This window comes from candidate division KSB1 bacterium, assembly GCA_034521575.1.
Taxonomy (GTDB): Bacteria; Zhuqueibacterota; Zhuqueibacteria; order Residuimicrobiales; family Krinioviventaceae; genus JAXHMJ01.
Window position 1 is genome coordinate 1,850,780 of the sequence record JAXHMJ010000005.1, and the last position, 15,961, is coordinate 1,866,740.

A 15,961-nucleotide genomic window follows, 5' to 3' on the forward strand; every position below is an offset into this window, starting at 1 on the left:
CACAACCTCCTCAACATAGCTTTCAGCTCTAAATCGAATTCCTGAGAATCATGGAACTCGCATTTTCTATATGTTTTCTCTCATTCTGCAAAATCATATCAGCCATCTGTTCCCCCATTCGGGAAAAATCAGTCGTAATCGTAGCAATACCGGTGCTGGCGGCAATCTGCTTCAGCGGCTCATCATTATGAGAGATCATTCCGATATCCCGGCCGATCTTTAAATGGTGCTGATTCGCATAATGGACGGCTGACACCAAATCCTCGTTGTTCGCGATCAAATAGCAGCAGCCCTTTTCAATGCGGACATCCTGCTTGCGTTCGATAATTCGAAAAGCCACACCTTTTTCTTCACAAAATCGTTTGAATCCTCTGACCATATCTTGATCGTTCACAGCATTGTATTGCGGCGCACGCCAGAACACCAATATCAAACAGTTGTATTTGTCAATACGGTCTTTAACCGACAACAAGGCCTCATACCACTGACGCTCAAAATTCTGACAGACAGACGGAAAATAGTCTCCAAACAGATTATACCCCACATCCAGAATATAAACTTTGTGATTGTTGACAATGCGCCGCAGCCACTGGAAATGCTGTTCATCCGGAATGGGCATGATCACATATTCGGTATAATGATTCAAAGCTTCCTTGACCAGACTTTTAAAAAGCTTATCATTGGAATGATGGAAATAAAGATCGATTGTGGCATTTTCTCCGACTCGGGCTTTGAAGGAATTGAACAAAGCTTCTTTATAGGATAAAAAATTATCAAACAACAGAAAGATATGATGTTTGTTGGCAAACTGGGTTTGTGATATAAAATAGCCCTTGCCGGGTACGGAGGAAATAATGCCCAGATTTTTAAGCATCTGAAAAGATTTGCAGACCGTGTCCCGGGCGATGGGATAATTATCTGCAATAGAATTGATACTGGGTAGCAAATCTCCCTGATGCAAGATTCCCTGGCTAATTGCATTTCGAATCGAATTCACCAACTGCTCATACTTGGGCACTTTGGATGAATGATCTATATTAATGATTTGTTGCATCAGACTATTATGCTCTGTTAGATACTGGTATGTCATATATCATACTGTTATCTACTGTTATGATTTAATAAAAATACATGAAAAAGTCAAGTTAAATCAAGCATTTTTTTCAGAAATCGTATATGGTAACGTACACACTTTGACTTTTTTTACGTGGGGTTGGCGCTCAATTTGAGCGCCAACCGGTTTGTTTATTCGTTATAGGTGTCATAAAGCGAACGGATTACCAGACTCTCCCGAATTTGATCCGGTGATTTTTTAGATGTGACTATTAATGGTCTGGATTCACCCGGAATAATATCGATAAAGTTGTCGTCCAGTTGAATAGACTGACTGTCTGCACGCACATACACATCCCTGGCAAGGCTGGAGACTGCCAATACGAGTTTGTATTCATCCGTACCCTTTGATTCGAGTTTAAATTTAATCCCGGGATCCTCTAAAGACAGCTCTTTTTCCGGTACAAAATAAATCGGACGAACAACCCGAGCGCCAGAATTAGACGTAAAACATGCTTTTACAAACACTTTGCTTTTGTCAAAAGAGGACAACAACTGATCAGTGCCGGAGCGAAAGACCTGTTCACTGGCATTTTCAGGAATATCAAGTTCCACCACTTTTCTATTTAGCCGGCTGCCGCTAAAATCCAGTAATTCGAGTGTCAACTTTCCCTTGACCGGGACCTGTTTGTCAGACACCAGATAAATTTCAAGGCTGTCCGGCGTCACAATCGGACTGATCAATATATCCTGAAACATATCCTGAGCCTTGTAATGCGAGGACTTTCCAGTTTCCATAATAATCAACACTGGACCAGGATGTGACCGGCCAGCAGTCATTCAACTGCCAGTACAACGTGCCCATACAGAACGGCTTGTTTCGACGATGAGCATCCACAGCCATCTCTACAGCCTTGGCCTGCAGCAATTGACTGACATACAGATAGGATTCGAAATCTCTGGGTTGTTTGTAATGTCGCTGCATATATTGGTCAATCAGGCGGTTGGCGTACAACTTGTCCTGACGGTTGTCCGTCCCAGCAGCGCTGGTGCAAGAGCATGACGCGAGAATCAATGGCCCGATCCTCGGGCACCGTAAACCGCCGTACGCTGTGGATATCCGAAAATCCCTGAAACCCCCATTCACTCATGAACCGTGCAACATGATCGTCAAACTTTTCAAACGGATGCTTGACGTGCCACACGCCCCAGTAATGATAATCGCCTTCATTGAGCCCGCGTCCGCCCCAGCCGGCCATCGGCGATGATGGAATATAGGCTTGATCCGGATCAACAGCGTGCAGAGCGGACGGAATCAATTCTTCAAACAACTCGGCCGTCTGACGTTCGAACGTTTGCTGCTGCGCTTCAGTCATATCCTTCTCCCAGCCCCAGCCTTCCCAGCCGACCTGATTCTCATTGTTGCCGCACCACAGGGCGATACAGGCATGATTGCGCAAGCGCCTGACATTATCCAGCACTTCATGCCGCACATTTTCAAAAAAAGCTTGGTTGCCGGGATACATGGCGCAGGCAAACATGAAATCCTGCCACACCAGCAATCCTTTTTCATCGCAAAGCTCATAAAAGATGTCTTCTTCGTAAATGCCGCCGCCCACACCCGCAGCATGTTCATATTGGCTTTGACCGCATCAGTCATCAACGATTCATAGCGTTCCGGTGTGACCCGGTTCTGAAAATTGTCCTGAGGGATATAATTGGCGCCCTTGATATAAACGGGCTTTCCGTTCAGCTTGAAGAAAAAGCTTTTGCCGTATTCGTCCGGCTCGCGCACAAACTCTATAGAGCGCACACCAATTCTGACGGTCTGCTCATCCAAAACCGTATGGCTGTCCAAAAGCTTGACTTTTATATCATAAAGCGGCTGATCTCCCAGATCATGCGTCCACCACAATTTCGGATTTTTAATCTGTATAGGAAGTTTTTCAGTCTGTTTGCCGGCATCCAGATACATAATCGACTTGGCCGCCTCTTTACCATTGATGAATGCTTCGACCTGATAAACTTGCCGCTTTGTGATATTCAGACGGGCATGCACGTCCAGATCCGCTTTTTCCGGCGACACATCCGCCTGGAACACCTGGACCCCGGCGATTCGGCCTGCGTCCCAGCTCCGGATCAGCACCGGACGCCAGACCCCGGCCGTCACCAGCCGCGGCCCCCAGTCCCAGCCGTAATGATACCCCGCTTTGCGGGAATACATGCTGATCTGGACATCGGATTGATCATTGTTGGCAGGCGCATCCAGCCGGAATTCCGCATTTTCCCATTTGGGAACATTGATCTTGAACACGGCATGAAAATAGATCCGCAGGTTATTCTCTCCCGTGCGCAGCAGCGACTTTACATCGACCACCCAGGTTCTGAACATATTATCCGCCGACAGAATTTGCTCGCCGTTCAAATAAACATCCGCGCAGGTATCCAGCCCGTAAAAGACCAGCCAATATTGGAGCGGCTCATCAAGGATTCATCAACCTGAAAACCGGTTTTGTACTCCCAGTCTTTTTTCCCGACCCACTGGATGTTCCGCTCCACATCGCGGTAATAGGGATTGGCGATATGGCCGTTGTTCATCAGATCGGTGTGCACACAGCCGGGAACACCGGCGGGCTGCCACTGTTCTTCTCCGGCTTGTCGAAAATACCAGTCATCGCTTAGCTGACCTTTATAAACCTGGGCCGCCCCAAGTCCTTGAAACAAAACGAAAATAAAAGCGAAAAACAGACAATAATGTTTTATCATACCAGTTCCTTTCAGGTAGTTTCAAACCCGTCAAATAGTATAAACTATCATATCCACTTAATCGCCCAGCCGCAAATCCTCCGGCAGCGATCTGCTGTCTGTCTGCGCAGCATACAAAACACTGGCATGCGCCGCTAGCGTGACTGAAAGGTTGCTGCGCTGACCCAGAGGTTTGCAATGCCCGACATTCCATTCAAAACAATAGGCCGATTTTCGACCGATCAATTGCTGCAAATCATATATTTTCTCAAACACAGCGTCTGTGGTGTTGACAATCAATATGGCCCACGCATTCGAATTATCAAAGGGCCGCACCGCCACCGGATGCTCGCGGTCCGTGCTCCAAAACGGCAGTTCAGCCGTGGCACGCCGTTCCGGGACCAGAAACCGCCACAGCTCCACTGCCTCCGCGTCCAGCATCGAAAACCGGTCCGATGTGGTGAGTGTCCCGCCGAGAATTCCGGCCCATAGTGCAATAGAGCGTCGTTCGGTCTCGTTAAACGGCGTATCATAATCACGCAAAAAGATTACATCCGGATCATTCTGCCAGAGTACATTGTTCAAATACTGATCCGCCTGGCTTTCCCGAAACATATTCATACAATCGGCTGCGGCTGCTGACCATGAACGGCGCCACCCAGATGCCCGCGGCATACCCCGCTTGCCGGATCGCCTGAAACGCGGACTGCATCCCCTGCGGCCATTTTTCATTGCTCCCCAGCCAGTCGCCGTAATGACAGTATCCGTCATCAATTTGCACGGCCTGCAGGGGCACGTTTTGCATGTTTTTTAAACCCCGCAGCAGCTCATCCAGTTTTTCCCGACTGAACTCCTTTTCAAATTCGTACCAGGAGCAGTAATAATATTTCGGGGATTGGTTCAATCGGATATGGTGATGCTCAAGTCGTCGCGCCATGCCGCGAAACACCGTATAAGCGGGTTTACCGCTGCGAAACACCAGATTTGGCAGCACACGTTCATCCTGAACAGGCGTCACTCCTTCCAGATAAAAGCCGGTATCAAAACAAATCCGGTTCTCATTCAGATGCCGGTCAATGAGTCCGAATCGGGATTGTTTGTTGTAAAACACACTCTTGTGCAGAAAATTATCCTGGTCCATCGCCGCCAGAATCAATGTGTGATCATCCGGCGAAAGCACACCGGAAACCAGATAACTGTCATAACTCCACACATCCGATTTTAATCGCGCCTGTTCAATACGACTTTTGGGTATCGGCAGATCAAAAATCCCGCTCGGCCCCGCAAAACCCATTCCCTGTTTGAAAAACCGGTCCGTGCCGCGGGTGTGTAATTCGAGCACAATCTGCCCCTCTGCCATGTCATACACAATACGCTGAACCGGGCCGTCAGACAGCACGGTAACACGCAACGGCGAGACGCGTCGACGTTCCAGTCCCGGATAACAGTGATAAAATCCCGTATCTTTTATCCGGATATCAAATGTACCGTCCCTGTGAATACGAAACTCCGGCGGTTCCGCGGTTGTTTCATGGTCTGCAAAATTATCCGCAAACAGCAGTCCCGATTGTGAACTCAAAACAGCGGAACCCAGCAAAGCTGATTTTAAAAAATAGCGTCTATTCATCCCTGAATATCCTTTCCAATGGCAGGCCCGGTTCATCCCCGACATCCCGGGGTTCGCAGAACCAGATTAGTCGTCCGAGTGTATTTAAATTCTCCGGCACATCCCCGGCATCCGGATGCGTCTGCATAAAACGCTCCAGCATCACCTGCCGCAGTGTTTTCACTATCTTTTGATTCTCCGGTTCAGCAGCCACATTATGCGTTTCGTCCGGATCTTTTTTTAGATGATACAAGCGCTCATCCACCCCGGGCGGTCCATTCCCGGTTTCATACCCCAGAGACAGATCGCGTTTTCCGGTCGTAAATATATATTTCCAGGTTTTTGAGGCCACCATGGCCTTGTTGTCCTCGAGATAGGTTGTAAACACATAGTCCCGATGTTCATCGGTTTTGCCATACAACACAGACTTTAAACTCTTGCCCTGAAAATCCGGGTGCGGCGTCACTCCCACCAGTTCGCACAGGGTAGGCGCCATATCGATAAACTCGACCAGACAGTCATTGGCGCCGGACTGAAATCCCTTTCCCTGAACGATAAACGGCACCCGGACCGATTCCTCCCACATGGTGTGTTTTTCAAACCGCTTGTGATCTGCCAGCAAATACCCGTTATCACTGGCATAAACCACCACGGTGTTTTCATCCAGTCCCAATTCACGCACAGCCTCCACAACCCGGCCTATATTGTGATCCATATATTCAACAGATGTGTAATAGGATGCAATGATACGCTTTTTCTCCTGATCGGAAAGATCCGCAAACAGTTCCGGTATCCAGCGGTTGTCCTCAGGACTGCCCTGCGGCAGCGGGATGTCATCGGGATTGTACCGGTTTCTGTATTCGATCGGAAAACTGAACGGCATATGCGGTTCATGATAGGCCAGCCAGAGGAAAAACGGCGCATCCGTATCTTTGTGACCGCGCATGAATTCGATCGCTTTGTTTGTGAAAAATGTCCCTTCCGCATCCTCATAATAGTGATGATCCGGCAGATACCCGGCATTCCATCTGGATGCCGGCGTCTCATGCGGGGCCTCGCTCTGATAGGTCGGGATGTTGTCCGGCGCCGGTTGCGGCGGATTCTTTTTCAGATATTCAATGTGATCCTGGCGGGTGACGGCATGGTCAAACCCATGATTCGGGTATCCGGCATCCTCTTTGTAAAACCCGGCGTAAATCCAGTTGTTAAAATGCGTTTTACCGATTCGTCCCGTGTGATATCCGTGCTCCTGCAAATGCTCAGCGATGGTCACATTGTTCTTGTCCGGAAACGGTGTGAACAGCAGATTCACGCCGGTGGCGTGCGGGTATTTGCCCGTCAGCAGCGACTGCCGCGACGCGCTGCAGATCGGCGCATTGCAGTAGGCATGTGTAAAATGCACACCCTGTGACGCCATGCGGTCCATATGGGGCGTTTGAATCATTGAATTGCCGTTAACACCCAATGCCTTTGAAGCATGATCATCGCCGACAATGACAATGATATTTTTAAATCCGGAGGATGGCGCTGCGTTGATAGTTTTGATCAGTACCGGCAGGCTCGCAGCGGTTGCAGCCGCCGTTCGTAAAAACTCTCTCCGTCTCATAATCAACTCCTGTTGTTGCTCGATCTCATGATTTACAGGTTGGACAACAAGGCTTCAATTTCATAATAAAATCAATATTGGTGCTGCCGATCACTGCTGTTTTTTGCATGTTCCATCCTTTTAAGCTCAAAAATAATTAAAAATCCAATATGCAATTTTTGTTTGATATTTTTTGCACTTTGCCGCTGCGTTTAAACTTTACCCACTCTGAACATGATAGAGCCTAAAACAGCATCTTCATGGCAAAGGTTTCCTGAAAATCAGCATCCGTTTCCAGCGACAGATGCTGAATAGCATGGAGGATGCTTTGAATCTGTGCCTCTTCCATATACAGCATGATTTTGGCGCCGAGCAGGGCGCTGTTCCCCAGTGTCCGCACCCGGTCGGGTTCGGCATCAACAAGCCCGATTCTTCGGGCACTGTTCAAATTCAAATAATTCCCAAACGCGCCGGCTATGTAAAACTGATCCACAGCATCCAGTGATCCACAGCGTTTGCCGCTCAGAATCTGCAGCCCGGCAGCAACAGCGCCCTTGGCCAGCTGAACCTGCCGGATGTCATTCTGGGTCAGACTCAGTCCGGGGATCACCTCCACCCGATCCTGACCGTTCGTCAACTGCCCCCACTCATCCAGTTGTCCGGACTCCAGCAGCCCGGACACGGCATCCAGCAGCCCGCTGCCGCAGATCCCGCGAAGCGAATCCGTGTCGCCGATAACGTGATACGTTAGCTGCTCATCCTTGAACTGTAACGAGGCCAGAGCTCCCGTAGCAGCTTGCATGCCGCAGGAAATATTAATACCTTCAAACGCCGGTCCGGCTGCCGTCGAAGCGCAGAGTATTTTCTTGCGGTTTCCCACGGCAATTTCACCGTTGGTTCCCAGATCGATCAGGCAGCTTATAGCATTCGATTTGTGCATGCCGGAGGCCAGAATCCCGGCCAGAATATCGCTGCCCACAAAGCCGCCGATACACGCCATAAATGCAATGGTCGGGTCACCCTCAAGCTGCCAGTCCAGATCCTCCGGCGTCAGATTCACCTGCCCGGAATGCGGCGATTCAAACGGATACATGGACAGCGGCGACAAATCATACCCGCAGAACAAATGATGCATGACCGTATTCCCAACCAGCACGATCCGGTCCGCAGTATACTTTTGTTCAAGCAGCCGCAGGATCAGGTCATAGACTTTGGCGCGGATCAATCGGGTTAATAGGGCTGAATCCTGCCGTACCGCATACTCGACCCGCGACATAATATCAGCGCCAAACCGCGACTGGGGATTCACGTCGGTCGCAGCCGCCTTGATTTCAGCGGTCTGCAAATCAATGAGCTGCGCCACAAGCGTCGTCGTTCCCACATCCACGGCGATCCCGGTTCCGGGGCGGGGCTCAAATTCAAAATCACTCTGATCGGCCAGAATCAAATGCCGCCACTGGTCCACCAGCAGCGTGACATCCGCTTCCACTCTGGACAGGCAGGCCAGGCGCCAGTCATTGGATAATCCGAGTTCATCCAGCCGCTTTTGATGCCCGGGGTCAACCGGAATACTCCCGTCCAGAATCCTGACTTTACAGCCGCCGCAGGTTCCGCGTCCGCCGCAGGGAAACGCCACAGCGAATTCATTCAGCACATCAATCAGCGGCGTGCCTTTTGACACCTCAATGCTTTGATTCAGCGGTTTCAGATAAATGATCGGCATAGCAGATTACAGGTTTTCCCTCATTTTACGAATATGCTCCGGCGTGGTCCCGCAGCAGCCGCCGATGATATTGGCCCCGGCCTCGATCAATTCGGGAACAAAAGCCGCCATCTCTTCCGGACTTTCCGGAAACACTGTCTTGCCGTTTTTCAGTTGAGGCATGCCCGCATTGGCGTGAATGATCACCGGCAAAGAAATTTCAGCAGCCCGTATTTCTTTGACAATCGGGATCATCTGTTCAATGCCGTTGCCGCAATTAGAGCCGAGAAAATGCACCCCCTGTTCACGCAGATCGGCAACCATTTCTGTCGGAGACACACCCATCATGGTTTTGTATTCGTCATCAACCGTTTGTTCAAACGTCATGGTGCAGGCGATTTCACAATCGGTAGCATCCCGGGCAGCTGCCACGGCAATTTTTGCTTCCTGAAGATCCGACAGGGTCTCGACCAGAATCACATCCGCCCCGCCGTGTTCCAGTGCTTTGGCCTGTTCGGAAAACGCCTTGTATAAATCATCCGCCGTCACTTCACCGGTGATCAGCATGCGGCCGGTCGGCCCCATGGACCCCAGCACGTAGACATCCGACCCGGCCGCCCGGCGCGAACACTGCGCTGCTTTTTCATTCAGCTCGGACACGCGATGTTCAAGCCCGAATCCCTCTAATTTGTATCGGCTGCCGCCGAAACTGTTGGTTTTCACCAGCTGGGCTCCGGCAGTGATAAATTCTTTTGCGACCGACTGTACGAGCTCGGGATACTCCGCGTTCCAGAGCTCGGGACATGTCCCGGCTTTCAATCCTTTGCTCTGCAGGTTGGTTCCCCAGGCGCCGTCCGATAACATGACCGCACCTTTGCGTATTTTCTCTGATAATGATTGCATCATATTATTTCCCTGTTAGTTCAACTCTCATTTTTTCCGGATCAATTCCCTTTCCCATGGCGATCAATTCCGTGACGCCGCTGTATCCGTTGATCACGGTCTGATTGCAGAGTCCTGATGCACATTGAACCGCCCGGACGCTCCCGTCCGTGCACACCACATAGCCCTTCATACGCAGGGTTTTCGGAGTATAAACAGTTAGAAAGCGCTCCAGGCGTTCAGGCGTCACAGACCGGCTGATGCGCAGCACCGCAGAGTTGACAGCCGGCCGGCCGCCGGGCTTGATATTCCGCCATTCCCCCGCATGATCCGACACTACGCTCCCTGCAGTTTCAGGCTGCAGCAGCGGCTCTGCAGGGATATCACAAAAAGAGGATAACGGCACACGCGCATAGGGATTCAGTTCCTTCACCCGCTGCTCTACGGCTTTTGTATTATCAATTAAATCGATTTTGTTGATGATCACCGTATCCGCCACGCGGACCTGATGCGTGATACGGGTCATTCTCGGCTGCATCGTCATAAAGCTGGACGCATCCACAATCGACCATAGATGAGCCAGATGCAGACGCTCAAGCTGCGGCGCATGCAGCAGTTCACCAATGGAAATGGGATCAGCCAGTCCCGACGCTTCTACAATCACACAATCCGGATTCTGCTGTTCAACAAATTTTTGCAAAGAGGTGATAAAATCACCGAGCAGACGCACGCAGAACACCGATCCGTTGTTGATCTCCAGGATCTCGAACGGTTTGCCGGTCTGTTTGAGATCAACGCCGTCACTATTGCCCGGAGCAAACTCATTCTGAATAACGCCTATTTTCATCCGCTCCGCATGCTCGTTCAGGATGCGCTTGAGCAACGTGGTTTTACCGCTGCCCAGAAATCCGGTGACAATATACAGCGGAATCATATGTTTTCGATTTCTTTGATCCATTCCTTGATCACATCCACAGAAGGGTGATAACCCTGTGATTTTACTATCGTGTTCACGGTCACCAGAGCCGGGGTTTGTGTGACACCGTAAGCGGCAATGTCGTTCGCATCGGTCACGCATCGCACCGACAGATCGGTGCCGAGCTCATACTGGGCGCGTTCCAGCGCTGATTTCAGTTCATCGCATTCAGCCGGGTCGTTGCCCAGTAGAATCAGCTCACCTTTTTTGACCCTGACCTTGTACTGCAGTTTTTCATTAATGCGCTCCTGGATTGCCTCGATCAATTTATTTCGCGGCGGAATCTGGGAGACAAACTTGATTTGACCGTCAATACAGATGGTCGGGATGTTTTTTACATACAAAGACGACATAAAGGTGACCGCCTTGACGTCTTTGACCGAATGTTCGCGCCACTCGACAATACCCTTGAACTGCGGCGCCACCTGCTTGACCGCCTCCACCATATACATACAGGGCGCGCAGGATTCCGAATCCAGGGTAATGATATCCACAATCACCTTGTCCCGGTTGCCATAGTCCTGTAAATTCAGCAGGTCATCCGCATCCTGTTTGACCTCCAGCGCCCGCACCACATCCTGCCGATACGGATCGCGCACCAACTGCGTAACAGCCTTGAGATTCTCCGGCGGTGTGTCCATAGGCAGGTCACAGCCCGGCGCCAGGATAAATCCGGTCTCTCCCGCCGCTTCGATACAGTCCATGGCCTCGCGCTGCGCATCTTCTTCCGATCCCATCAGCAGCACAATGGTCAGACGCATATTACCACCGAAACTGATCTTGTGCGCTAACGCAATCTCACGCACATAGTCGAGCGGTATATTCTCATCGATGGATATATTATCCGGCCGGCATTTGCACATGGCTTCAATATTCTGCTGCGCATGACCGCAGACGAAAAATGAACTCAATGCGCCCTGTTTGTGAATATGATCAAAAAGCTGTGTCGCCGGAGGCGTAACAAACTGTTCAAATGAAACCGGATCAATCTGGCTGGTCATCGGATCCACCACCGCAATGATATCGGCTCCCGCGTTTCGGTAAATATCGGCGGTTTTCACAGCGATATCACGCGTAAAATCCAGCAGGTCGTGAATCGTATCGGGTTGCATCATCATTTGCGTAAAGATGTCTGTGCCCAACAGATGCAGAGCCAGGGTGAACGGTCCGGTAATCAGTCCGTACAACGCAAGGTTCGGATATTTTTCCCGCAGTCTCCGGGTCGCCTCTGCCGCCAGAGGCAGCCGATCCAGCGTCTCGTTATAGTCTTCCAGTTCATGTAATTTTTTATCCATGAGCGGATGCGTCACCACCGAGGGCGGGTTATCCGCCGACCACTGCAGTTCGCAGCCCAATGCCTCTGCCTCAATCTGTAGATCAAATATCACCGGAATGCCGTCCGGTTCATAAGCTTCGACGGCAGCGGAAACGCCGTCCACGATCAGATCCGCTGATTTCAGATACTGTTGCGCATCGGTGCCGATGAGTGTGCCGCCGTGCACCCCCACAAACGGCACCCAGGGAATCCGCTCCACAGGTTCAAGCCGAAACGCGTGCTCAACAAGCTGTTTTCCTGTCATCATTCATCCTGTATTTCTGTTCGATAAATACCATCATAGTTAATGTCCTGTTAAAACATATATTTAGAACAACTTATAATTTCCATCCGTTATGATATTCTGGGAAAATCAGCGGCTCGGTATCCGCCACATTGGTCACTTTCATTTCATTCCAGTCCCAGTAACATTTCTCCTCAGTGCGCATGGCCACCACACCGGACAGAATGGCTTCAATGAACGGACCGGAATAGCTCCAGTCGGACTCGCTCGATGACCCTGCTTGCAGGCGTCAATCCAGTCGCGATAGATCCCACCGACCCGCAGCAGGGTTTTCGGAGGCAGGGTATAGTCCTGCATCTTCGATTCGGGAATAATACGCGGATTGCCGGCCCAGCCGGGACACATGATCTTGCCGTTTTCACCGACGAACAGAATACCGTGCCCGCCACCGGTCAAATCACGTCCCGGTTCCAGCTCGTCCGGACGCGGCGGCATCAGCCCTTCGTACCACACCAGACGCACCGGCGGTTTGTCCCCGCGCGCGGGAAACTGGTAATGAACAATGGATGTAAACGGCCGCTTTTCCCGGTCTCCCCAGGCGCTGCGCGCTTCCACCCATTCCGGATATCCCAGATCCAGCGCATAAAACGCGGGATCCATATCGATGATGAAAACCAAAATCACCAATCTTGGAGGTACCAAAATCCCAGTAATAGCGCCAGCCGCTGGGTATATATTCCGGATGATAATCACGAAACGGCGCAGGACCGATCCACAAATCCCAGTCCAGACCCTCCGGTACCGGCGGTTTGTCCGTAGGCCGACCGCTGCAGGCCGGATTCGGATCCGGGTCCAGGCATGCACCTCGGTGACATTTCCGATGGCGCCGTCCTGGATCCATTCACGCGTCAGACGAATCCCTTCATCACCATGACCCTGATGCCCCAGCTGGGTGACAATGCCGGCTTGGCGGGCTGCTTGGGTCAATGTCCTCACTTCACTGATTGTATGCGCCAGCGGCTTTTCAAGATAAATATGTTTCCGGCGTTCAATCGCCGCCATAGCCGCGACCGCATGCGTATGATCCGGAGTCGAGATCACGACCGCATCGTAATCTTTTTCCTGATCCAGCATTCTGCGGAAATCGACATAGACCCGGCACTCGGGTTCGTGTTTTGTCGCGGATTGTGCTGCATAATGACGTGTGATGCGTTCAAAGGCCGGTTTTCGGCCGCCGGGTTCTTTGTGATAAGTCGAGCTGTAATCCGCCCAGTCCACGGTATCGGCAATCGCTGTAATCCGGACATCATCATGCTGCAGCAGATTTTTGGTGTTCTGCATACCCTGTCCGCCCACACCGATCATGACAATATTCAGCCTGTCACTCGGCGCCGTATACCCGGAACCGCCCAGAACATGCCGCGGAACAATACTCACAGCGGCTGCAGCAGTGCCCGCTGTTTTTAAAAATTGTCGCCTTGATTTTTTTGTAAAATTCATAATCGCAATGTCCTGTAAAATCGTTTATATTTTCACCATGATCAAGTTCTCTGTTCAACAATCTTAACCGGTCATTGAATTTAAATAATCAACCGCGCCCTGCGGATCCGGCGAATAAAAATCCGCACCGATCTCTTTGCGGAACTCATCGGTCACCGGCGCCCCGCCGATCAGTATCTTGGTGTCCGGTTTTTGCTCCTTGATTTCTTTAACACTGGACTGCATATTCACCATAGTGGTGGCGAGCAAAGCCGACAGGCCGATCACCGCACCCGGATTTTCGTCAATGGTCTTGACAAACTCTTCTGTTTTCACATCCGTACCCAGATCAACCACATTCCAGCCGCCGCCTTCGATCATCATGGACACCAGGTTCTTGCCGATATCGTGCAAATCGCCGGCCACCGTTCCGATGACAAAGGTGCCCTTTTGCTGGATATCGCCGGACTGAAAAAAAGGTTTCAAATGCGCCATAGCGGCTTTCATGGCTTTGGCCGACATGAGCACCTGAGGTACAAATATTTCATTCGCCTTGAACTTTTTCCCAACCCGGCTCATGGCGGGCACCAGAGACTCGTTGAGAATGGCTTTGGCCGTCATATTCTCATCCAGAGCCTGTTTTGTCAACTCGTCGGCGCCGTCCTGATCTTTCATATCCGGGGGATAGGGTGACTGCCGGTCCACTTTGCCGAATTCAACACAATAAGCAATTTTTTCGATTAATGATTCCATAATTCACTCCTGGTTATTGTATTCGTGTTCAAATATAAAATAATCAAACCTAATTTTGATATTAAATAAACCTGAACTCTCGTTTTAACGATCAGTTGTTCATTCATTAGGTCAAAAGCCGTGATCCCACCGCGTCAAACACCATGCGGGTCAATTCCGGATCCTCCAGGGTCATCATACACAGATGTTCATATCCGACCAGATCGATGACATTTTCCAGGACGCCGCAAGGTCCGCAGGCGATCAGTTTCATGCCGTCCGGAACAAACGCCGCCAGTTCATTGTAAATATCATAATGTCCGGTTTCGGCATCCGGCCACGGATAGGCTTCACATGTATAGTACCCGTCAACCATTGAATTCCCTGACCGCCTCAATCATCGAAACCACATTTTCAACCGGCACATTGGCCTGAATATTATGAACAGTGTTGAACACAAAACCGCCGTCTTTACCGAATATGCCGCAGTGCTTGAGAACCTGTTCTCTGACCTCATCCGGTTTTCCATAGGGCAGCATTTTCTGCGTATCCACGCCGCCGCCCCAGAACACCAGATCACTGCCGTATTCATTTTTCAGGTGCTGCGGGTCCATGCCTTTGGCATTCACCTGAACCGGATTGATAATATCAAAGCCGGCTTTGATAAACAGCGGCAGGAACGGCTCCACCGCGCCGCAGCAGTGTTTGAACGTTTTCCAGTTCGTATGGGCATGAATCCAGTCATTAACCTTTTTATAATAAGGCAGCCACAGATCCCGAAAGGTATCCGCTGAGCAAAACTGCGAATCCTGAGTGCCAAAATCCGTACCGCAGATAAATATCGAATCAATCGTATCCTGCATGATGGAAGCAAACGTGTTCAGGTTTTTCAGTGCAATGTCCACCTGTTTTTCAAACACAGTTTTCACATAATCCGGCCGCATGACCGTGGACATGTACCATTCAGAGATATCTCGTATGCCTCTGGGATGCTTGGCAAACGGCGCCGGCACCAGGGCGATATCACCCAGCGCGGTTCCGCCCATATTGCCGATCACCGACTTTTTACAGGTTTTAATTTCCTGCGCCATATCCTTCCAATAAGCAATGTCCGCATCTGTGAACGGAGAAAATTCCTCCAGATTATCCACCGGATCCAGCTTGTCCTCCTGAATCGGCTCCTGTCGAATGATGGAATCAAAAAAATACGCATCCGACGGCATATGACCGCTGGGCGGCGCATCCGCGTCACCGCCGGGATGTATATACACACCGCCCTTGGGACTGTCGCTCACGTAAAAATCGCCGCCCACCTGAACGGTCTGTCCCCAGGGCGTCACCCAGGGTTTCCAGTTGTCATTCGGGAATCCAAACAGGGTATTGCGCGGAGGCGCGCCGACCACATCCACCCCTATGACGTTAGCCAGTTCATTATCCACCTCCCCCAGCATCTGGTACGGGTCCACAACTTTGACCGGTCTTTGTTCAAGACCGTAATGCCGGCGCAGTTTTTCAACGATCAGACAGTGAATCCCCGTAACCGCCGTAGACCCGAAATCAACCGGAATACGGTCCGGTGTTTTATGATGTAATGTCTGCTGAACACGCTCTTTTGAATTCATAAATCATTTCCACTCATGCA

The 15,961-nt window shown here is 50.6% G+C and carries 17 protein-coding genes; all 17 read right to left on the reverse strand.

Annotated elements, in window-relative coordinates; translation table 11 throughout:
* Positions 1 to 28: 28 nt before the first annotated feature.
* The 17 genes from U5R06_21270 to U5R06_21350 all read right to left on the reverse strand — a co-directional run bounded on the left by U5R06_21270 (position 29) and on the right by U5R06_21350 (position 15,941).
* Positions 29 to 1,054 carry a GntR family transcriptional regulator gene (locus U5R06_21270; protein ID MDZ7725274.1) on the reverse strand — a complete coding sequence of 342 codons (1,026 nt, stop codon included), beginning with the start codon at positions 1,052 to 1,054 and terminating at the stop codon, positions 29 to 31.
* 191 nt (positions 1,055 to 1,245) lie between these two features.
* Entirely contained in the window at positions 1,246 to 1,812 is a 567-nt protein-coding gene (locus U5R06_21275) for a glycoside hydrolase family 2 protein (GenBank protein MDZ7725275.1), read from the reverse strand.
* Positions 1,763 to 2,038, reverse strand: a complete 276-nt coding sequence (locus tag U5R06_21280; protein ID MDZ7725276.1) for a hypothetical protein — start codon at positions 2,036 to 2,038, stop codon at positions 1,763 to 1,765. Before U5R06_21280 ends, U5R06_21275 begins: the two co-directional genes overlap by 50 nt.
* 7 nt (positions 2,039 to 2,045) lie before the next feature.
* Entirely contained in the window at positions 2,046 to 2,429 is a 384-nt protein-coding gene (locus U5R06_21285; protein MDZ7725277.1) for a hypothetical protein, read from the reverse strand.
* A complete protein-coding gene (locus tag U5R06_21290; GenBank protein MDZ7725278.1) occupies positions 2,426 to 3,478 on the reverse strand; it encodes a hypothetical protein in 1,053 nt (350 codons plus the stop codon). The genes U5R06_21285 and U5R06_21290 overlap by 4 nt, the downstream gene beginning before the upstream one ends.
* On the reverse strand, positions 3,475 to 3,819 hold the full coding sequence (locus tag U5R06_21295) for a hypothetical protein (protein MDZ7725279.1): 345 nt from the start codon (positions 3,817 to 3,819) through the stop codon (positions 3,475 to 3,477). Before U5R06_21295 ends, U5R06_21290 begins: the two co-directional genes overlap by 4 nt.
* A gap of 57 nt (positions 3,820 to 3,876) precedes the next feature.
* The gene (locus tag U5R06_21300) at positions 3,877 to 4,419 is read right to left on the reverse strand and encodes a hypothetical protein (GenBank protein MDZ7725280.1); all 543 of its coding nucleotides are present in this window, start codon (positions 4,417 to 4,419) and stop codon (positions 3,877 to 3,879) included.
* The gene (locus tag U5R06_21305) at positions 4,358 to 5,425 is read right to left on the reverse strand and encodes an alpha-galactosidase (GenBank protein MDZ7725281.1); all 1,068 of its coding nucleotides are present in this window, start codon (positions 5,423 to 5,425) and stop codon (positions 4,358 to 4,360) included. The genes U5R06_21300 and U5R06_21305 overlap by 62 nt, the downstream gene beginning before the upstream one ends.
* On the reverse strand, positions 5,418 to 7,010 hold the full coding sequence (locus U5R06_21310; protein ID MDZ7725282.1) for a sulfatase-like hydrolase/transferase: 1,593 nt from the start codon (positions 7,008 to 7,010) through the stop codon (positions 5,418 to 5,420). Before U5R06_21310 ends, U5R06_21305 begins: the two co-directional genes overlap by 8 nt.
* A 223-nt stretch (positions 7,011 to 7,233) precedes the next feature.
* Positions 7,234 to 8,712: an ASKHA domain-containing protein gene (locus U5R06_21315; GenBank protein MDZ7725283.1), complete on the reverse strand. Its 1,479-nt coding sequence runs from the start codon at positions 8,710 to 8,712 to the stop codon at positions 7,234 to 7,236.
* 6 nt (positions 8,713 to 8,718) lie between these two features.
* Entirely contained in the window at positions 8,719 to 9,597 is an 879-nt protein-coding gene (locus tag U5R06_21320) for a homocysteine S-methyltransferase family protein (GenBank protein MDZ7725284.1), read from the reverse strand.
* 1 nt (position 9,598) lies between these two features.
* Positions 9,599 to 10,531 carry a CobW family GTP-binding protein gene (locus U5R06_21325; GenBank protein ID MDZ7725285.1) on the reverse strand — a complete coding sequence of 311 codons (933 nt, stop codon included), beginning with the start codon at positions 10,529 to 10,531 and terminating at the stop codon, positions 9,599 to 9,601.
* A complete protein-coding gene (locus U5R06_21330; GenBank protein MDZ7725286.1) occupies positions 10,504 to 12,132 on the reverse strand; it encodes a uroporphyrinogen decarboxylase family protein in 1,629 nt (542 codons plus the stop codon). The genes U5R06_21325 and U5R06_21330 overlap by 28 nt, the downstream gene beginning before the upstream one ends.
* A 138-nt stretch (positions 12,133 to 12,270) precedes the next feature.
* Positions 12,271 to 13,608, reverse strand: a complete 1,338-nt coding sequence (locus U5R06_21335) for a Gfo/Idh/MocA family oxidoreductase (protein MDZ7725287.1) — start codon at positions 13,606 to 13,608, stop codon at positions 12,271 to 12,273.
* A 63-nt stretch (positions 13,609 to 13,671) separates the two neighbouring features.
* A complete protein-coding gene (locus tag U5R06_21340; GenBank protein ID MDZ7725288.1) occupies positions 13,672 to 14,340 on the reverse strand; it encodes a B12-binding domain-containing protein in 669 nt (222 codons plus the stop codon).
* Between the two features lie 106 nt (positions 14,341 to 14,446).
* Complete coding sequence (locus U5R06_21345; protein ID MDZ7725289.1) at positions 14,447 to 14,695, reverse strand: hypothetical protein; 249 nt, start codon at positions 14,693 to 14,695, stop codon at positions 14,447 to 14,449.
* On the reverse strand, positions 14,688 to 15,941 hold the full coding sequence (locus tag U5R06_21350; GenBank protein ID MDZ7725290.1) for a uroporphyrinogen decarboxylase family protein: 1,254 nt from the start codon (positions 15,939 to 15,941) through the stop codon (positions 14,688 to 14,690). Before U5R06_21350 ends, U5R06_21345 begins: the two co-directional genes overlap by 8 nt.
* Positions 15,942 to 15,961: the final 20 nt, after the last annotated feature.